This window comes from Dyella sp. (assembly GCF_035277725.1).
GTDB lineage: Bacteria > Pseudomonadota > Gammaproteobacteria > Xanthomonadales > Rhodanobacteraceae > Dyella_B.
This window is the reverse complement of the sequence record NZ_DATEJY010000235.1, coordinates 18,244-37,758: the sequence shown is the minus strand read 5'-3', so window position 1 is coordinate 37,758 and position 19,515 is coordinate 18,244. Positions and strand designations below refer to the sequence as shown.

17 protein-coding genes and 1 pseudogene are annotated in these 19,515 nt (G+C 58.1%); 8 read left to right on the top strand and 10 right to left on the bottom strand.

From position 1 onward, the window contains the following. Positions 1-67 precede the first annotated feature (67 nt). Together gluQRS and phbB are read left to right on the top strand one after the other, a co-directional pair. Positions 68-934, top strand: a complete 867-nt coding sequence (gene gluQRS / locus VJR68_RS19510; RefSeq protein ID WP_324150350.1) for a tRNA glutamyl-Q(34) synthetase GluQRS — start codon at positions 68-70, stop codon at positions 932-934. Positions 935-1,072: 138 nt separating this feature from the next. Next, the gene (gene phbB / locus VJR68_RS19505) at positions 1,073-1,813 is read left to right on the top strand and encodes an acetoacetyl-CoA reductase (RefSeq protein ID WP_324150349.1); all 741 of its coding nucleotides are present in this window, start codon (positions 1,073-1,075) and stop codon (positions 1,811-1,813) included. Positions 1,814-1,851: 38 nt separating this feature from the next. On the opposite strand, the gene VJR68_RS19500 is transcribed toward phbB, so the two are convergent. Then, positions 1,852-3,063 (bottom strand): porin, encoded by a 1,212-nt coding sequence (locus tag VJR68_RS19500; RefSeq protein WP_324150347.1) that lies wholly within the window; start codon positions 3,061-3,063, stop codon positions 1,852-1,854. Positions 3,064-3,491: 428 nt separating this feature from the next. On the opposite strand from VJR68_RS19500, the gene VJR68_RS19495 reads away from it, so the two are divergent. Beyond that, entirely contained in the window at positions 3,492-4,847 is a 1,356-nt protein-coding gene (locus VJR68_RS19495) for an MFS transporter (RefSeq protein ID WP_324150345.1), read from the top strand. A gap of 58 nt (positions 4,848-4,905) precedes the next feature. On the opposite strand, the gene VJR68_RS19490 is transcribed toward VJR68_RS19495, so the two are convergent. The 5 genes and pseudogenes from VJR68_RS19490 to VJR68_RS19470 all read right to left on the bottom strand — a co-directional run bounded on the left by VJR68_RS19490 (position 4,906) and on the right by VJR68_RS19470 (position 10,107). Beyond that, the gene (locus VJR68_RS19490; RefSeq protein ID WP_324150344.1) at positions 4,906-5,673 is read right to left on the bottom strand and encodes a BBE domain-containing protein; all 768 of its coding nucleotides are present in this window, start codon (positions 5,671-5,673) and stop codon (positions 4,906-4,908) included. Further along, positions 5,666-6,580, bottom strand: a complete 915-nt coding sequence (locus tag VJR68_RS19485) for a hypothetical protein (RefSeq protein WP_324150342.1) — start codon at positions 6,578-6,580, stop codon at positions 5,666-5,668. The genes VJR68_RS19490 and VJR68_RS19485 overlap by 8 nt, the downstream gene beginning before the upstream one ends. A 35-nt stretch (positions 6,581-6,615) precedes the next feature. Further along, positions 6,616-6,837: pseudogene (locus VJR68_RS19480) on the bottom strand (tRNA threonylcarbamoyladenosine dehydratase); the annotation flags it as partial. 29 nt (positions 6,838-6,866) lie between these two features. Continuing rightward, on the bottom strand, positions 6,867-8,888 hold the full coding sequence (locus VJR68_RS19475; protein WP_324150341.1) for a flavin monoamine oxidase family protein: 2,022 nt from the start codon (positions 8,886-8,888) through the stop codon (positions 6,867-6,869). A gap of 304 nt (positions 8,889-9,192) precedes the next feature. Continuing rightward, a complete protein-coding gene (locus VJR68_RS19470) occupies positions 9,193-10,107 on the bottom strand; it encodes a LysR family transcriptional regulator (RefSeq protein ID WP_324150339.1) in 915 nt (304 codons plus the stop codon). A gap of 163 nt (positions 10,108-10,270) precedes the next feature. Here VJR68_RS19470 and speB point away from each other — a divergent pair, with 163 nt between their 5' ends. The 4 genes from speB to gabT are packed head-to-tail and all read left to right on the top strand — an operon-like array spanning position 10,271 to position 14,850. Continuing rightward, a complete protein-coding gene (gene speB / locus VJR68_RS19465) occupies positions 10,271-11,224 on the top strand; it encodes an agmatinase (protein WP_324150337.1) in 954 nt (317 codons plus the stop codon). 37 nt (positions 11,225-11,261) lie between these two features. Continuing rightward, a complete protein-coding gene (locus VJR68_RS19460) occupies positions 11,262-12,716 on the top strand; it encodes a purine-cytosine permease family protein (protein ID WP_324150335.1) in 1,455 nt (484 codons plus the stop codon). After that, positions 12,713-13,492 (top strand): carbon-nitrogen hydrolase family protein, encoded by a 780-nt coding sequence (locus VJR68_RS19455; RefSeq protein ID WP_324150333.1) that lies wholly within the window; start codon positions 12,713-12,715, stop codon positions 13,490-13,492. Before VJR68_RS19460 ends, VJR68_RS19455 begins: the two co-directional genes overlap by 4 nt. Positions 13,493-13,536: 44 nt before the next feature. Next, entirely contained in the window at positions 13,537-14,850 is a 1,314-nt protein-coding gene (gabT, locus tag VJR68_RS19450) for a 4-aminobutyrate--2-oxoglutarate transaminase (RefSeq protein ID WP_324150331.1), read from the top strand. 215 nt (positions 14,851-15,065) lie between these two features. On the opposite strand, the gene VJR68_RS19445 is transcribed toward gabT, so the two are convergent. Continuing rightward, positions 15,066-15,851 carry a tRNA threonylcarbamoyladenosine dehydratase gene (locus VJR68_RS19445; protein WP_324150329.1) on the bottom strand — a complete coding sequence of 262 codons (786 nt, stop codon included), beginning with the start codon at positions 15,849-15,851 and terminating at the stop codon, positions 15,066-15,068. A gap of 145 nt (positions 15,852-15,996) precedes the next feature. Between VJR68_RS19445 and VJR68_RS19440 the strand changes: the two genes are divergently transcribed. Next, complete coding sequence (locus VJR68_RS19440) at positions 15,997-16,386, top strand: cytochrome C (protein WP_324150328.1); 390 nt, start codon at positions 15,997-15,999, stop codon at positions 16,384-16,386. A gap of 61 nt (positions 16,387-16,447) precedes the next feature. Here VJR68_RS19440 and VJR68_RS19435 read toward each other — a convergent pair whose 3' ends face one another. The 3 genes from VJR68_RS19435 to VJR68_RS19425 form a co-directional block, all read right to left on the bottom strand. After that, positions 16,448-18,025, bottom strand: coding sequence for a glycosyltransferase family 39 protein (locus VJR68_RS19435; RefSeq protein ID WP_324150326.1), 1,578 nt, complete (start codon positions 18,023-18,025; stop codon positions 16,448-16,450). A 229-nt stretch (positions 18,026-18,254) separates the two neighbouring features. Further along, entirely contained in the window at positions 18,255-18,557 is a 303-nt protein-coding gene (locus tag VJR68_RS19430) for a DUF962 domain-containing protein (RefSeq protein ID WP_324150325.1), read from the bottom strand. Between the two features lie 69 nt (positions 18,558-18,626). Continuing rightward, entirely contained in the window at positions 18,627-19,502 is an 876-nt protein-coding gene (locus VJR68_RS19425; protein WP_324150324.1) for a pirin family protein, read from the bottom strand. Positions 19,503-19,515: the final 13 nt, after the last annotated feature.

The following is a 19,515-nucleotide window of genomic DNA, read 5'->3' as shown; positions in this document are numbered from 1 at the left end:
AGTTAAGGCAACACTGATCAAGTATCACCGCCGCCGACATCCCGGTCAGCTTACGTAGAATGGCGCGATGAGCTATCGCGGACGCTTCGCCCCCTCCCCCACCGGTCTCTTGCACGCAGGCTCCCTGGTTGCCGCAGTCGGGAGCTGGCTGTGCGCGCGCCATGCGGGGGGACAGTGGCTGGTGCGGATGGAAGACATCGATCCACCGCGCGAGATGCCCGGCTCAGCGACGGCCATCCTCGCCGCCTTGCCTGCGTTCGGCCTGGAGGCGGACGAACCTGTCGTCTATCAGTCCTCCCGCATCCCCGCCTATGAAGCCGCGTTCGAGCAACTACGGCGGGCGGGCCTCGTCTTCCCCTGCTGGTGTAGCCGCAGCGACCTGGCGGCAGCGGGAGGCACTCACCGCGACGGCCGCTGCATCGCTCCGCCCGATCCACAGCGTGAGTCGGCCTGGCGCGCCCGTGTACCGAACGAAACGATCCGCTTCGTCGACGAGTTGCAGGGTCCGCAGCAGCAGCAGTTGCGTGAAAGCGTGGGCGACTTCGTGATCCGCCGCGTGGAAGGTTTCTATTCCTATCAGCTGGCTTGTGTGGTCGACGATGCCTGGCAAGGCATCACCCAGGTGGTACGCGGCAACGATCTGCTCGATTCCACGCCGCGACAGATCTGGCTGCAGCGCTGCCTGGGTTTGCCGACGCCGCGTTACCTGCATCTGCCATTGGTGCTGGACGGCGAGGGTCGCAAATTGTCGAAGTCGGAACGCTCGCGCGAGGTCGATCCCGCCGACCCGATGCCAGGCCTGCGCCGCGCGCTCGCGTTTCTGGGCGTCACGCCTGAGGAAACAGCCATCCATCCATCCGATTTGCTGGACGCAGCGCTCAAGCATTTCGATCCGCGTCGATTGACGCAATGCAGCGATCATCGCGCCGCTTAACCTTGTATAACGAACCGATGCGCAGCTTCGGCGTGCCGTCAAGAACTGCTATGCCTTCATGATGTCTGCGTATAACCTCAGCGGGTTCGCGCGCGTTGCGCGGTACTTCATTACGCAGACATTACAAGGAGAACAGGCATGACCCAGCGTACGGCTCTCGTCACAGGCGGCACTGGCGGCATTGGTACCGCAATCGTGCGCTACCTGGCCAAGCAGGGACACAAAGTTGTCACGAACTACCGCGACGAAACCAAAGCCGAGGCTTGGCACAAAGCCATGAAGCAGGACGGCATTGAAGTCACCCTGGTGCAGGGCGACGTCGCCGATCCGGTTTCGTGCGAAAACATGATCAATGCCATTCACCACAAGGTCGGCCCGGTGGATATCCTGGTCAACAACGCCGGCATCACCCGCGACACCACCTTCCACAAGATGACCTACCAGCAGTGGATGGACGTGGTGAACACCAACCTCAACGCCTGCTTCAACGTCACCCGCCCGGTGATCGAGGACATGCGTACCCGCAAGTGGGGCCGCATCGTGCAGATCAGCTCCATCAATGGCCAGAAGGGCCAGTACGGCCAGGCCAACTACGCGGCCGCGAAGGCCGGCATGCACGGCTTCACCATTTCGCTGGCGCAGGAAAATGCGCGCTTCGGCATCACCGTCAACACCGTGTCGCCCGGCTATGTGGCCACCGATATGGTGATGGCTGTGCCGGAAGAAGTCCGCGAGAAGATCGTGGCGCAGATTCCCGTGGGCCGTCTGGGCAAGCCGGAAGAAATCGCGCATGCCGTGGCGTTCTTTACGACCGAAGATGCCAGCTGGATCACCGGTGCGAACCTGGCGATCAATGGCGGGCATTACATGGGGTGGTGATCCATCCACATGGACGGGAGGCCAAGGCCTCCCGTCGCTCAAAGGGTGAAGCGCACGCCAAACATGGCTACGAACTGATGCGGCATGGAAGATGGCGTGCCGTTTTGCGAATCGCCGACCGACGCCACCGCATCGACGATGGCGCTCATGCCATTGACCATGCCCAGGGTCTTGCCGCCGGCCGTTTGATACCCCTGCACGGCATAGAACGCGACGTATTTGGACAACATATACAGTTGACCGGTGGAAAATTGATGGTAGCGCGCCGGGTCGCGTACGCCATTGCGTGCTTCTTCAGCGGTATAGCTATACCCGCCGGCCAACGTTAACGACGGCGTCAATGCGTAAGTGGAAATGAGACCCACCGTGTGGAACACCGCCGTTTCCCTGAAAAGCGACGTCGCCGCGTCGGGTCGGTATTGAACATTCGAATAACTAAGGCCAACCATCTGCTTGTCAAACGTATAGCGCGCCGCCGTAGCAAGGATCCGCGAGCTATCCGCGGAATTGTAACCACGGTTGATCGGGGCGTTATTGGCATACGTGGCAATCGCCTTGCGCTCCGGAATGTTGCTGAGGCCGATGTATCCGGCTGACCAGGAAAATGCTTGATAGTCATAACGCACGGCCGCGCTCAACGTACTCCCTCGCGAAAGATGGCCAGTGGCACCTTTCATGCCGTATTGCACACCTGCTTGCCAGCCACCGAACTTGGGTAACGTGTAAGTAAGCGAGTTGTTCAAGCGCAATGTTGCGTCCATAGCATCGACGTCGCCGGGATGAGCCCCGGTGGCAGCAGTGAGCGCCGGTGCCAGGCCGAGCGCTCCGGTGTAGTGGAAGTACGGCGTGTATTGGCGGCCAAGGTTAAGCGTGCCGTATCGTTCGTTCTTTACGCTGACAAATGCCTGGCGGTTGAACAGATAGCCGGGTGTGCCGAACTTTCCGGTTATGGCATCGAAGCCGCTTTCAAGCCGGACCATCACCTGCGTATCAGCGCTTAGGTCCGCGCTCCCGAGCAAACCAATCCTGTTGGCGGTCAGGCTGCCCTGGCTGGTATAGATATTTGAGCGACCACCTTGATTGCTCGAATAAGCCTTTGCCATGTCGAGCACACCATAAAGCGAGATCGACGTTTTTTCAGAGGGATGAAACGCGACCTCCGCCGATGCTTTCGGCACCATCCCTGCGAATGAAAATACGATGGCGATACAAGCTGCCTTGATATGAAATTCTGAGCGATCCACTTTCATCCTTGTGTCCCGTGCGCAACGTGTCCAAACGTATTGGCTGCCGCACCCATGCACGTCTCTTGCTATGGCTTGCGGCCAACCTGGCAATAAAAAATCAAAGCGTCATCGTTGCCGCACCAAGCAGGATGCTACAGTCAGATTTGCCCATCACTGGATGTAGGAGATTTATCGTTGCAGTGCTGCTTTGCGGCAGAGACCGCTGCGCGCGCAAAAAACGAGACGAAAGATAAGTACGACTGCGCTGGCTTATTCGTACTAATCGTCGTCCCATCTCAGCCAATGCAGGTCTTCAAGAAAATCATGCACAGCACATGCAACGCGACAAATGGTGCATCCCCATATTGACGTCACTGCAACAGCGGGATATAGAAAAAAGCCGCTCACGCGCCACGGTCACCGACCGGTCAATAGCGACAAGGACAGCACTCATGGACAAACGCACATCATCGGCACAGCCTGTTTCACCATCAACATCCTCGCCATCCGCCGCGGCAGCAGGCACGATGGTGCCAACCCGAAAGCGCTTCGTGATCATGGCGCTGCTGTTTGTAACGGTCGTAATCAACTATCTTGACCGCAGCAATCTCTCGATCGCCGCACCGGAATTATTCCGCGAGTTGGATATCGACCCAGTGCATGCAGGGCTGGTGTTCTCGGCGTTCGGCTGGACCTATGCGCTCATGCAGATTCCAGGTGGCTGGCTGGTCGACCGCGTTTCTCCGCGAGTGCTCTATGCCGTCGCACTTATCCTGTGGTCTGCCGCCACCGTATTTCTCGGATTTGCCGGGTCATTCGTTGCGCTGTTCGTGCTTCGTCTTGCAGTGGGCGCGCTGGAAGCGCCGGCCTATCCGATCAACAACCGTGTCGTAACGGCGTGGTTTCCGAACCGCGAACGCGCTACGGCGATCGGCTTCTACACATCGGGCCAATTTGTTGGCCTCGCTTTCCTTACGCCCGTATTGGCATGGCTGCTGACGGCGATAGGCTGGCACATGGTATTCGTCGCCACCGGCCTGGCAGGTATTGTCTGGGGCGTGCTGTGGTACGCCATCTATCGCGAGCCGCGCGCATTTCCTGGCGTCAATGAAGCGGAGATCGAAGTCATCCGCAACGGCGGCGGCCTGGTCGATATTGGCGATACCAAACCTGCCGCAGAGGCGAACCGCACATCTTCATGGCGCGATCTCGGATTTGTCCTGGGCCGACGCAAACTTTGGGGAATTTATATCGGCCAGTTTGCCGTCAATTCGACGCTTTGGTTCTTTCTCACCTGGTTTCCCACCTATCTGGTGAAGTATCGCGGCATGGACTTCATCAAGTCTGGCTTTCTGGCGTCGCTGCCGTTCCTGGCTGCTTTCATTGGCGTATTGAGCTCAGGGCTGCTGTCGGACTGGCTGATCCGCAAAGGCGTTTCGCAAGGCTCGGCACGCAAGCTGCCGATTATCGCGGGCTTGCTGATCTCGGCGTCCATCATCGGCGCCAACTACGCACAGTCGACGGAGTGGGTCATTGTCTTCATGTCCATCGCGTTTTTCGGGAATGGTTTCGCATCCATTACCTGGTCGCTCGTATCCGGGCTTGCCCCTGCGCGGCTTATCGGACTGACGGGTGGCGTGTTCAACCTGATCGGCAATCTGGCGGCAGTCGTCACGCCGCTGGTGATCGGTTTTCTCGTGACTGGCGCGGATTTTTCGAGAGCCATCACTTATATCGCTGCGATGGCAGTGCTTGGCACCCTGTCATATGTGCTGCTGGTTGGAAAGGTCGAGCGCCTGGATGCGTAACGTCAGCTGCTGGCAGGGCACTGTCATGCCCCTTCAACAGGTGAGAGCGAAACGTTCACTATGCTGATTTAGTGGCCTTCGGATCCGTAAGCGGTACAGACATTTCGTTTCTGAAGACGTTTAGAGGATCCCAGTGCCGCTTGGTGTTCCTCAACCTCGTTTCGATTTTGTCATCAGGAAAATAGATTTTTCGCCAGTACGGGTTCTTTCCTTCGTCTGGCAGACCACGATTGTAAGTCATATCGAGATCGGGATAGTTCAAATAACACCCCTCAAAGTTGCTATCCAACGGAATACCATCGGACTCAGCAAACGCTTGCAAAAACAGATTGCGTATCCATCGGGCGTGTTCCCTATCTGTTTTTTCATCCGGCTCCGTCCAGTAGGTCTGCGGCTGCCATTTCAGCACTGATGACCTTTGAGCGACGGAGCTGTTTTGCATAATATCGTCATTTGCCTCATTGATTTGTCCGCCGTAGGACTGGATCTGTATGAGGCTTTGGGTCTGGTAGTTTTCAGGATCGTCGCTCGTGAGCGCGGCCCAGATACCATCAATGACGGTCTCAGTGAAATTGCCCTTCTGGTAAGCCGATTTGTATCGTCCGCGTTGATTGGGGCCAGAACCATTCACCAGTTGGGTGAAAGGTAGCCAATCCATGGTCCTGGTAATTTTCAGCGCATCTTGGATGCTGTTGATGCGGCGTCCCGCAGGATCGATACCACGCGGGATGTGATAAACCTCAGGTGGCGTCAGCAACTCCCGAGCATTAGGAATCACATCCAGCATAGTTTGGACGAAATCCTCGAACGGTTCCTGGTTATTCACCCCTCCATGCCGGTCGACATAATGGATGCCCAAGGTATGAATTGAAGTGCCGTAACTCAAGCTTGGTGGCCAAACCCCAGGTATCCTGTGCGGTCTGCTTTTCATCAAACCACTGGTAGTAAGCCCTCAACACATTGCCGAGCGAAGCTTTGTCGGCTAGCTGAAACTCCAAGGGCAGCCAAAGAACTTCCCGCGGAGCCTCGGGCAGATCCTTGAAGTAATAGCTCGTAATGATCCCGAACTGCCCACCACCGGCTCCACAACATGCAGCGAATAGGTCGAGCCCGTCTTGCTCCGTACTCTCACGTGAAACATGCACTGCCCTCAGTCCCTTCCCGCTCTCCTCCGGAACCAATATGTCCACGCCGGCAAGCCAGTCGCATGTAAGCCCGTGCATGCGGGATAGAAAACCATACCCTCCCCCACAAATATGTCCACCAGCTCCAACTGAGTAGCAGGACCCACCCGGGATGGTTTTGCCGGTTTCTTTGTAAAGGGCAAGATAACCGTTCCAATTCTGGTTACCGGCGGCAACACGGAATTTGTAGCTAAATGGCAGATTCCCGAAAATAGGAGAAGCAACACCCCCATCTTCCTTATAGTCCATGCCAGTCATCAGGCCGATGTCGAGAATGGACAGAACTTCATTGTGATCACCCGGCATGCGATTGGAGACGAAACCTTCGTAGCAGTGGCCGCCACTTCGTACGGTTATGCGCCCATGTTCCACCGCAAGCGCATCTTTTGCGGCCTCGATAATGTCAAGCTCCGTCGAGCATATATAGATGAAAGTCGCGCCATAGGGAGAAGCTCGCCCCTCAAGATTGTTATGGGGCCAACGCAAATTGAACCCTTTCTGCAGGGTGGCGTAGCGAGGGTCACGATTGTCTATTTTGATGTAAGCCATCTGTCTCTCTCCTTGGAAGATGAAGCTTGTCTTTAGTAGCGATCCGGGTGACGTGGAAAGCCGAAATCCTGGCGAAGCTTTTTGCGTATCAAGCTAGACATGGCATCGTGCTCCGTGCGCGAGAGATCGCGCACGTGGATTTGCGTGGGATCGGTGCGCGCGCCAGCGGAACCTATCGCCACCATCGGCAGCTTGCGGCGTCGACATCAGGCAATCGCCTCCAGTTTGACACCGAAGGCATCGCAGGCATCCAGCACTCGGCCGCTCGCTATTTTTGGAGCCTTGGTTAAAGCGCCTCGCTGGGCTCAGGCCGAGTGGATGGATGGGGTTGCTTACGAGCATCCACTTTAGGACTAGGCAGCTCAATGGGTTTAAGCTCTTTCCATTGCGTAATCGGTCCCTCGAACTGCTTGCCATCGGGCCAATCGCCCCCGCCAAACAGCACGGCGATTTTGTTCACTGCATTGACCGCCGACGTAATCGCACCCTCAACCCACCCAGCCACCCAGGATATGTCATCGCCCGCCAGCACAAAGCCAGCTGGGCCGTCATAGCCTGGCTGCAGAACGCCGTCGTCATTCACGCCTGCCATAAATTGCGAGAACAAGCGCCGCTGATACTCATATTGTCCGGGCAGATTCATCTTGAAAGCGCCTAGATAAAGCGGATCGTTTTCCCAATTGATCTCCGCTTCTACGTCACCACCGTCGGCAAGACGATCGGCCAAATTGAGATTGGGGTTGATGTTTCTGTAGATATCCTGCAATACGGTGCGGCACATGTTCGCGTGTGTCAGCAGCGCTGCGGGCATATTGCGATCGCCAAGAAACTTCAACGAATCGTCGTTCCAAGTGTAGGAGAGGAAAATACCGCAGCCCTTGGCCCCGCTCGTGTTCTGATTGTTTTCGTAATTGACCAGATAAGTACCGCGGGTCAGACGGTCTGACAAGGTTACGCTCATAGGATACCTACCGAGCGGATCATTCTCGCCGCCAGGAGGAAGACGTTCCTTCCAGAACGGATTGTTCGTAGCCATGAAAATCTTCGATGATTGCATGTAATGCGTGTACTCGATCGCCTCCCACAGCTGCTGACTGAGCAGCACGGTACTTTGCCGGTATTCCGATGGCGTACCGTAGTGTCGAAATTTATCCAGGATGCGCACGTGCGGTGTGTAGATGACCGCATCGAACGCCATTCTGGCGTTATCCACGGCAGCGCCTGGGCGGGTGTCGTGAACAAGTGCATCCAGCTTGCCAGTAATGAGATTCCGACTGACATGCCTGACTTCCTTGTTTGTCAAATCGTCTGAATCGCCAAAATATTGCCGCAGAATTTCCCGACTTGTATCTTGTACGCTCTTGTCTGCAGTCGCCGGATCCGAATAATCCCCCAATTGCTCGGGCGTACTCATAATGAGCATACGCGGCAAAGTAGAAGTACCATCACGCATCAACCGATGATCGACGTCCAGGCTGGTGTAAAGCACCCGCATCACTTCGAGAATGCAATTGGGATAGTCCGTATTCCATCCGCCTGTCCCAAAACCGATCTGTCCGAAGAGATTGATCTTGTCTGGCCCCCACCCAGAAATTCGGGTCAGTGCTTCGTAGAAGCTGATGTCATCCCATTTCTCCTTCGTCAGCAAGTCGTTCCATATTTGTTTTATTGTCTCTTGCTTAACTGGATCGATCTCCCCCGTCATGCAATCCCACATTTCGTAGAGATTCGTCGGCTTCCGATTGAGAAAGCCATCTTCGCCGAACATCTCTTCCTCGAGCTGGACATACTCTGAGGGAATAGGATAGTCATCGCTTCCGGCCTCGTAATAAACCTGCCTTCCTTGATAGTCGACGACCGTGCTTCCCGCCGCTTCGCTGCCGGGGTTTGGAAAATCCTCTCCGTTCTCCCACATGCCAAGTTTTGTAAAGTAATGCTTGGCTGCTCTTCCTGAAGCGGGAAAACGCATGCATCCCAGTTCTGCGATGACCTCCTGCGCGCCTTCGCCCAAATGGTGAGCATGCATGCGACCGCCGTAGCGATCGGAAGCCTCCACTAAAACGGGCTTGAGCCCCATCCGCAGCAGTTCGTACGCGGCCACCGCCCCTGCCGCACCAGCCCCTACCACAAGGACTCTCTTGCTCTTTTCCGCTTCCGGAAGCGAAAACAACGACGCTTTGTTTCCATCTTCCACCGCTTTGAGAAATGCACCGTAATCAAACGGAAAATCGGGAATTAACGCTGTGACCAGATCTGCCAAGCCCCGTTTCTTGGGGGTATGCCGATTGCGCGAAGGAATCGATGACATGAGCTCTCTCCTGAGATGATGAAGCATGTCTTGATCCGAACCCGTTTCGTGTCGGATCGCCTTTACCACGCACACAAGCCATCCTGCCTGGACGCCGCTGGCTAATCGAAACCTCTATGTCACGCTTGCTTTCTTGACGCTGGCAGGACTTACATCCTCAGCTTGCCGGCCGGCAACAACTCGACTCGGCTTCCACTGTCGCAAAGGGACTCGCGACACGATGAACACTCTTTGTTGACAATCGTAGAAACGACGCTGCGAAAACTACGTCAAAGGCACCCTGTCTTATGTGACATCGATCGCATCAAACATCATGCTTCGACACGCGAGGTACCTGCAACAAATCCTCCAGAAACGCCGCGACAACGTCATCCAGACTTTCACGCTTGCGCGTCGCGACATGGAACTGCACGTCGTATTGCATCATTTTGGCGCTTACCGGTGATAGCAAGCCCGCCGCAAGATAAGGCGCAGCAACGTGTTCGGGCAGATAGCCCAGGTGACGACCCGAAAGGATCAGCACGGCGGCGGCCTCCATATCATCGGTGACCGCCGTGATCGCGGATGACGGCAGCAACCTACTCGCTTCAGGCAACGGATAACTGCGCCAGGTCCATTCATAGTCTTCCAACGCCTCCGCCATCACCTCGTCGGTACCATCAAACAACGGATGCCCGCGGCCGCAATAGGCCCGCTGTCGCTCTGCGAACAGCGGCATGTATTGCAGCGCGGCCAAGCGGTGCCAGAAGTAGCCGACCGCCAGCTGCAATTGTCCACTGAGCAACTGCGATTCCAGCTCTTCGGGTGAACGCACAAAGAAATTGAACTGCACGGCTTCGTCTCTTTCCCGAAAGCGGGCAATGGCTTGTGCGATACGCACGTTCATATCGATCGAGACATGGCCGATCAGCCCAACGTGCAGCGTGCCGACCAATTTGCGATCCAGATGACGCGCCTGCGTGCTGAACTCACCAACCGCCGCCAATAGATCGCGCGCCAGCTGCGCGAAGCGCTCCCCTTTTGCCGTCAAGCAAAAACCTGCACGTCCGCGCCGACACAGGCGGAAGCCGAGGCGTGTTTCCAGCGTAACGAGCTGACTGCTCAAGGTGGATTGACCAACGTTGAGTGTGGATTGAGCAGCTGACAGGCCGCCCGCATCCACGATCGCGATAAAAACTCGGATAAGTCTCAAATCCAGATCGGACACATTGCCAAGCATGTTTTCAGTCCTTTGATACATCGATCGCCATCAATGTAAATACATTGCATTGGCGATGGAAGCGACCGTAATGCCGCCATAGGATCAGGGACAAGGAACACGTTCCGTGCATGACCGCGCTGAATGTGTGCCGAACCGTCGACGAAGCCGCAGGAGCGCAACGATGTCTGATCACTTGTACCAACCGCTCGGTGGCAACGACATGCCACGCTTCGGTGGCATCGCCACCATGATGCGACTGCCCGAAGTGAGCGACCCTTCAAAACTGGATATCGGCTTCATTGGTGTTCCACTGGATCAGGGAACGTCCAACCGTTCCGGCACACGTTTCGGGCCGCGCCAGATACGCTGCGAATCCGTGCTGTTGCGGCCTTACAACATGGCCACGCGCGCCGCGCCCTTCGATGCACTTCGCGTCGCGGACCTGGGTGACGTTGCAGTCAATCCCTACAACCTTTCGGATGCTGTCTCACGCATCGAACGGGCGTTCCACCATATCGCCGAAGCAAGCTGCCGACCGATCGCGCTTGGCGGAGATCATACGATCACGCTTCCCATTCTCCGCGCCTTGCGCAAACACCACGGCCCAATCGGATTGATCCACATCGATGCCCATGCAGACGTCAATGACCTGATGTTCGGCGAAAAGATCGCACACGGCACGACCTTTCGCCGTGCGGTTGAAGAGCATCTGGTCGATCCCACGCGCGTCGTGCAGATCGGTCTGCGTGGCACTGGCTATACCGCCGAAGATTTCGATTGGTGCCGCAACCAAGGCTTTCGCGTGGTGCAGGCGGAAGAGTGTTGGGGTCGCTCGCTGGAGCCGCTCATGGAGCAAGTTCGCGAGAAGGTGGGTGGTGGCCCGGTCTATTTCACGCTGGATATCGATGGCATAGACCCGGCCTACGCCCCGGGTACCGGGACGCCTGAAATCGCAGGCTTGACCGTGCCGCAAACGCTGGAAGTGATTCGTGGTGCGTGGGGTCTGGATCTAGTCGGCGCTGACGTGGTGGAAGTCTCACCACCCTACGACCCGCATGGCAATACCGCCTTGCTTGCAGCGAATCTCGCCTACGAATTGCTGTGTGTCATGCCTGGCGTGCCACGGCGCGACTGAAACCCAACCCTGCCGGACCTGCGCCAAGGATGTGCCCATGAACCACTCCACCGTTGCACAGATAGAAAGCCGTTCGATCGATTACGTACCGGAAAACGAGCGGCACGCGCGGCTTGGCAGCCAGGGACCATTCTGGTTTCTGGGCAATTTTCATTTCTTCACCATCTCCATCGGTTTCGTCGGTCCAAGCATGGGCCTGTCCGCCCCATGGACGACCCTGGCTGGCGCGCTCGGCATCATGTTCGGCACCATCTTCATGGCCTTCCACGGTTCACAAGGACCGCAAATGGGCCTTCCGCAAATGATCCAGTCGCGTGCGCAGTTCGGCTATCGCGGCGTGATCCTTGCGCTACTCGCCACGTTGTTCGTATTCGTGGGCTTCAACGTCGTAAACGTCACGCTGATCATGGAAGGTTTGAAGAGCGTGTTCGGCTTTGATCCAAAGATCGTAGCCACGATGGCGGTTGTGACCGGGGCATTGCTGTCGATCTATGGCCACGACCTGATGCACAGGGTATTCAGCTGGACCCTGATGGCCACGCTGCCGTTGTACGTCATCGTTACTCTGGCGCTGATGTTCGGCAGCAATTCTGCTGGGCCAGCCTCGGAACCGGCCCTTGGCTTCAAGGGCATCGCTTTCCTTACTCAGTTCGCGATCGCCGCCGGCTACAACATCTCCTACGCGCCCTATGTATCCGATTATTCGCGTTACCTGCCCAAGCACACTTGCCCGAAGAAGCTGATCGCCACCATCTTCCTGGGCGCCTCGCTGTCCGGCGCCTGGATGATCGGACTTGGCGCATGGCTCGCGGAGCGATTGCACGTCAGCGACGCCCTGGCTTCACTGAACCAGGTAGGCGATACGCTCTTTCCCGGTTTCGGTAACGTCGTGGTCGTTGTCTCGGTGCTGGGCTTTCTGCCGATCATCTCGCTCAACACCTATAGCGCCATGCTGACCGTGCTGACCGGCGTGGACTCCATCAAACGCATCCAGCCCACAAGTCGCCATCGCGTCATGGCTATTGGTGCCATCAGCATCGTGCTGCTCGCTTGCACCTTGTCGATCAAGGGCAATGCCATTGCGCTTTTGCATACCTTTCTGCTCCTTTTGCTGTATTTCCTGGTGCCTTGGACCGCGGTCAACCTGGTCGACTACTTCTTCGTACGCAAGGGACGTTACGCCATCCCGCATTTCTTCACGCCGCGCGGCATCTACGGCGCTTGGCAGATGCGCGGCATTGCCGCCTACCTGATTGGCTTTGTCGCCATGGTTCCGTTCTTCTACATCGCCGATGCGAGCGGCCAGCAGGAAATTTTCGTCGGCTATTTCGCACGCAAACTGGAAGGCGTCGACATCGCGTGGCTGGTTGGGCTGGTGGTGGCTGGCGTTGTCTACCTGCTGCTGGCGCTTTCCCTCGATCTGCACGCCGAGGAAGAAGTCATCCGCCGCATTGAGCTTGACGGTTTTGCCTCAAAGGAACACGCACCATGAAAGCGCCACGCATTCGCTTGATTCAACCCGCACTGGTCGATGGCGATGTGGCAGGCAATCTTGCCAAGGTCTTGGACATGATCGCAGCAAGTGCGGGCAAGACCGACCTGATGGTGTTTCCGGAAACCTGCATAAGTGGTTTTCCCACGATCGATACCGTGCAAAAGCTCGCCGAGCCGCTGGATGGTTCATCCATCTCGGCCGTACGCATAGCGGCGCGCAACGCTGAAGTAAGCGTGGCGATCGGCTTCGCCGAAGTTGGCGATGGCCACTATTTCAATAGCGTAGTACTGATCGATACCGACGGCAGTGTGCTGCTTCACTATCGTAAGTCCTGCCTGTATGACTCGGACAAAGGCGTCTTCGAAGCCGGCACGGCATTTCCCGTGTGCACGTGGCACGGCATCCAGGTCGGCCTGCTGATTTGTTTCGATATCGAATTCCCCGCACCGTCCTACAAGCTCGCACGCCATGGCGCGGAACTGATTGTGCTGGTCGATGGCCTGATGCATCCCTATGGTCCCATGCATCGTCACGCCGTGCCGGTGCGTGCACTGGACAACCAGGTATTCATCGTGATGGCCAATCGCGTCGGCGCGGGCGAGCAATACCAATTCAGCGGTGAAAGTCATGCCGCCGATCCATTCGGCGAAACCCTCGCACTCGCCTCCAACGAGCACGAAGCCGTGCTCGATGTCGTGCTGGACATGATGCAGGTCGAACGTGCGCGCAGCGCAGCGCACGCCCACCCGGGCTACCGCATGGACGGCACCTGATCCTCCGCCACTCATCTACGCCCCTCCCCCGTCGAGACCTTCTCATGCCCCAAGCCAGCCAGCAAAAACGAAACACTCAAGACACATCCGCGTCAGCCAGCAACGCCGATATCGACGCACGCCGCGCAGCCGCGGCCCCGCGTGGCGTAGGTATCGGCTTTCCCATTTACGCCCAGCACGCGCGCAACGCCGAATTGTGGGATGTGGAAGGCCGCCGTTATATCGACTTCGGCTCGGGCATTGCCGTACTCAATGTGGGCCATCGTCATCCACGCGTTCTAAAGGCGATCGAAGCGCAGTTGAACTGCTTCACCCATACGGCCTACCAGGTGGTGCCATATGAAAGCTCGGTGGCGCTGGCCGAACGCCTGAATCGCCTGGCGCCGGGCGCGCATGCCAAGAAAACCGCGTTCTTCACCACGGGTGCGGAAGCGGTGGAAAACGCCATCAAGATCGCGCGCTGCGCTACGGGCCGTCCTGGTGTCATTGCGCTGAGCGGTGGTTTCCATGGCCGTACCTTCATGGGGATGGCGCTCACCGGCAAGGTCACTCCCTACAAGTCCGGCTTCGGCCCCTTCCCCGGCAGCGTGTTCCATGTACCGGCGCCGGTGCCGCTGCACGGCGTGAGCGCGGCCGATTCGCTGCGCGCCATCGACCAGCTCTTCAAGGCGGACATCGATGCCAGGCAAGTCGCCGCGATCATCCTGGAACCCGTACAGGGCGAAGGTGGCTTCTATCAAGCACCATTGGAATTCATGCAAGCACTGCGGGATATCTGTGACCAGCACGGCATCCTGCTGATCGCCGATGAAGTACAGACCGGCTTCGCCCGCACCGGCAAGCTGTTCGCCATGGAGTATTACGACGTGCTGCCGGACCTGATGACGGTGGCCAAGAGCCTTGCTGGCGGCATGCCACTGTCGGGTGTGATCGGTCGCGCGGAGATCATGGACGCTCCCGCTCCTGGCGGCCTCGGTGGCACCTATGCCGGCAACCCACTGGCGATTGCCGCCGCACATGCCGTGCTCGACGTGATCGAAGAAGAGCAGCTTTGTACTCGCGCCGAACGCCTCGGCCTGTACCTGAAGCAACACTTGCAAAAGCTGCGCGAGCACGTGCCCCAGATTGCGGATATCCGTGGCCCCGGTGCCATGGTGGCCGTGGAATTCATGCAAGCCAACGGGCAGCCCGATCCTGCGTTTGCCAAGCAAGTGCAGCAGCGCGCACAGGCCTGCGGACTGCTGCTGTTGACATGCGGCGCTTACGGCAACGTGATCCGCTTCCTGTTCCCGCTGACCATCGAAGATACCGTGCTGGAGGAAGGGCTGGCCATCCTTACGCAAGCAATGCACGGATAACCACCACTACTTCCGCGGTGCATGCACTGCCTTGCGCCATGCCCGGAACTCATCGGTGTTGCCTTCGTCCCCTGGACTCTCCAAAAAAGCCGTGAATCGCCGTCCCGGCGAAAGCCGGGACCCAGCGATTTTTTAGATCCTCAAAGTCACCAGGCACCGGCTTTCGCCTGATCGACGCGGCTTAAGACAAGCTCGAAAAATCCTGGACGGTTTTTTCAGGCTTTCTCCAACAGTTTCTCCATCACCTTCCCCACCGCCGCAAACGCGAACGCACCGGTGACATGCGTCGCTGCCCCCAAACCGCCACCGCAGGCAAGATTCAAAGAATCGCCACCCGGCGGACGCGTACCGCATACCGTGCCATCCGGCTGCGGATACTGCACGTTCTGCAGCGAATACACCGCCGATACACCGAAATAGCGATCTGGATTACGGGGGAAGCCGAAATCTTGCCGAAGTTTTTTGCGAATCAGGCTGAACATCGCATCGTGTTCGGTGCGCGACAGATCGCGCACACGAATCTGCGTGGGATCCGTGCGTCCGCCTGCGGAACCTACCGTCACCATCGGCAGCTTGCGGCGTCGGCACCAGGCAATCGCCTCCAGCTTCACGCGGAACGTATCGCAGGCATCCAGCACGGCGTCGTAGCCGCGATCCAGCAATTCATCCAGCGTCGCGGGTGTAAGAAACCGTTCGATCGCTTCCAGGCGGATGGCGGGATTGATGGCATGCGCGCGCGCGGCGATCACGCCCACCTTCGGCTTGCCGTACTCGCCGTCCAACGCGTGCAACTGGCGGTTGGTATTGGACACGCACACTTCGTCTGCATCGATCAGGGTGAGCCTGCCGACGCCACTGCGCGCCAATGCTTCGGCGGCCCAGGAACCGACACCGCCGATGCCGATCACGCAAACATGTTTTTGTGCCAGCTTCGCCACGCTGCCCGTGCCGTACAGACGCTCAACGCCATCGAAGCGCTCGGAGGGATATGCACCGCTCATGGGCAACCACCGGCTGCCGTGTCAGGAACGCAAGGATTCACGCTGATACCTGGCTCAAAAGGACCGGCTTATTTTAACCGGCCTAAGGGACGATAAAGGCAGTTCAGGTATCCTGCGGAGCCCATACCTTCGGAGAGGACAAGCAATGCGCACAGCGCTTTTGATCGTGCTGGGTCTGGTTATCGGCATCCTCGGCACCGTGTTTGCCATGCGCGCGTTGAGCGAGCGCAACCCATTTCCGGAGGCATTGATGGTGACCATGGGCTTTCATCGCCACCAGCTGCAGCAGGCGGTGAAAGGCCAGCACTGCGACGCGACGGCGAACCTCGATCAGCTGCAGCACATGCAAATGATCGCCACGGATATCCCCGCCGCCTTTCCGGATGCGCCGCAGCCCTTCAAGGATCTGGCCGGCAAATTGCACACCGCCTTGCAGACGGCCGCCCAGTCGGCACCCGCGGATTGCCCTGCCCTGGCCGCAGCACTCAAGCCGGTGGATCAGGTTTGCCAGCAGTGCCATCAGCAATACCGCTGATGAAATCCAAGCTTCGTATGTCAACACCAGATGCTGGGATTTCATCCCAGCCTACGCAACCTTAGTTCGCTTCGCCTTCGTCGGGCGCCGGAAACATCAGTATGGTGATTTCCTTGCCTTGCGGAATTTCCACTACCGGCGTACCCAGCGCACCGATGCGATTTTTGAAATCCATCAGGTCTTCGCGCTGACCGAGTGCCGATCGTCCACTGACTGCCCATACACGGCTACCTTGCCGCCAGCGAGCCAGGGCTTCGTCGAGTTGCGACGTCACCATGGCGGTCGCATCGAGCGGCAGCTCACCCTTCGGCTTCAGTGATGAAAGCATGGTGGGTGCATTGGGATCGGCGGTGAACACGGTATCGCCAGGCCGCACGTTGGCCGTTAGTGTGGCCGCCGCCATATCCCAGCGCGGCTTGGTTTCCATGCGATAGACCGGTCCCAGGTTCACTACGCCCAGCAGGACTAGCAGCGCAGTAGCCATGAACAAGATACGACGTGGCAGCAGGTCCGCACCCAGGCCCGCCAGCACGAAGAATGGCGCCGCACTCCACAGCACATAGCGTGGCAAGAGCATCGATTTGAACAAGGAAACACTCAGTATGAGCAGCGGCAGCACCAGCATGCTCAGCAACAACACGCGCCCCTCCAGCCGCTTGTGCATACGAAACATGCCGGCGCATCCGGCCAATGCCACCAGCGTGCCAAGCAACGGCACCGCGGTATGCATCAGATCGAACTTGATCACCGCCAGCATGCGCATCAGATAAACGCTGCCCGCCACCACCCACGTGTGCTGCCAGCTCAGCGGTGGAATCCAATCGAATTTCTGCAGCATGTGGCCGTCACTGAATGCGAAGACCGCCGCATAAAACGGTACGGTGCAAGCGATGATCGCCGCATTGCTCCACAGCCAATAACGACCGAACGTGACGCGCGTTTCCGAAAATGGTGCAAGGCTGCGCCAGATCAGCCACAAGGAAAGATTGGAAGCCATCAACCAAGGCGCGGCATCGCCAAGCACGTCCAAGGCCGCAATGGTACCAAGCACGTAGGTGGCCCATCCCATGCGTTCGGCATCTACGCGGCGCATGTCGAGGGCCGCACGTGGTGGGTTCTGCGCAAGCCGCAGCAACCCCCATAGCGCGACCGTGACCAGCAGAGTGACCAACGTATAGGAGCGCGCCTCCTGTCCGTACTGCACTTGCAGCGGTGACAGCGCCATCAGCAAGCCGCCGACGATACCCGCGTTGCGGCTGCCGATGCGGGATGCAATGACGTACACCATGCCTACCGACATGGCACCGAACAGCGCGGACGGAATGCGCACCCAGGCATCGCCCGGACCAAAGAACCACGACAGCAACCGCAACAGCAGGAAATAAGTGGGCATGTGCCGATTGCTAAAGCTGTCAGCAACCAGACCGCCCAGGTCGAGGTGAATGCGTTGCAGCGTCAAGACCTCGTCAAGCCACAGGGTTTGATGATCGATGCGGAACAAACGCGCTATCAAACTCAGCGCCACGAGTGCCAGCAGCCAGAACCGATCGGCTCGCGTCGTGGACGCAGCATGATCATCCAATCTATGACGACGATACGGTGTCGCAGTGCGTAACGCGGAAGTAATGATTTCGTTCATGCACTGACTATCCGTGGTCGAACCCGGCAAGGACAGGGAATGTAACGTGCACCCTATCTATCGGTTGTCTCGCGCATATGACAGTTTGGTACACATTCAGCCGGAAAAACTTGCAGCTGTGACTTCCGGCATGCGCGCATCGTGTGAAGTCACGCCAGGCATGCTCGTTCGCCTGCCATGTCCTTACCTGTTTACAAGATGGCGTGAGGCTTGCGCGAAGCCTACGCCCCTAAATTTTCACTCTGCCGCGCAGCACCTCCCAGTACATCACCCAATCACCCATCAGGCTGTACAGGGGGTGGCGAAATGTAGCCGGCCTGTTCTTCTCGAACACGAAGTGGCCGATCCATGCAAATCCATAACCCACGACCGGCGCCAGCCATAGCCATGCCAGCCGGCCCGAAACCAGTGCAAACACCACGATCAGCAACACCAGCGAACTGCCGATGAAATGCAGCCGACGGCAACATCGATCGCGATGCTCGTTGAGGTAATACGGGTAAAAATCACGAAAGCTGGCGAACGCGGACATGGCGATTTCCGTAGCGCTTCAATACGGCCAGCGTAATCCCGGCCTGCCGCCCTTGCACGCTGCAGGACGTCACGCTGGCAGCGGAATGAATTCCTCTTCGTCGCCGGCTACCTTGTCGAACCGTTGTGCCGCCCAATCCGCTTTGGCCTGTTCGATGCGTTCGAGCGAGCTCGACACGAAGTTCCACCATAGATGCCGTTCGCCATCCAGCGGTGCACCGCCAAACAGCATCAGGCGGCTGACCGTTTTCGCCTTGACGGTGGGCGCCGAAGCGCCGGCCTGTACGGCCATTTGCGCTGACGCCATGTCGAGATCACCCCAGCTGACGCCGCCGTCAACGACGTGCACGCCGCGCTCGGCATGCTCTTGCGGCAATGTTATTTCCGCGCCGGCATCGAGCCTGGCCTCGATGAAGAACATCGGCGCAAACACTTTCACAGGCGAAGTGCTGCCGTACGCCGTTCCGGCAATCAGCACCAGTTCCGCGCCGGGCTGGCGAATGCGCGGCAAGCTTTCGGCATCGTGGTGATGGAACGCTGGCGCCGTCTCTTCATGATCACGGGGCAAGGCCACCCAAACTTGAATGCCATGCATGCGCTGACCGGTACGGCGCGCATCTGGCGGCGTGCGTTCCGAATGCGTGATACCGCGCCCGGCCGTCATCCAGTTCACGGCGCCGGGTGCGATATCCGCCAAGCTGCCGACGCTGTCGCGATGACGAATGCTGCCTTCGAACAGCCAGGTGACAGTGGCCAAGCCGATATGCGGATGCGGCCGCACGTCCATGCCTTTGCCGGGCGCGAAATCCGCCGGCCCCATGTGGTCGTAGAACACAAAGGGGCCAACGTGGCGTGCCGCAAGTACCGGCAACATGCGGCGCACGGTGAAGCCATCGCCAAGGTCGTGCAAGCGGCTTTTATCGATCAGGGTCGGGACGGTTTGCACGTGCGGATTCCGG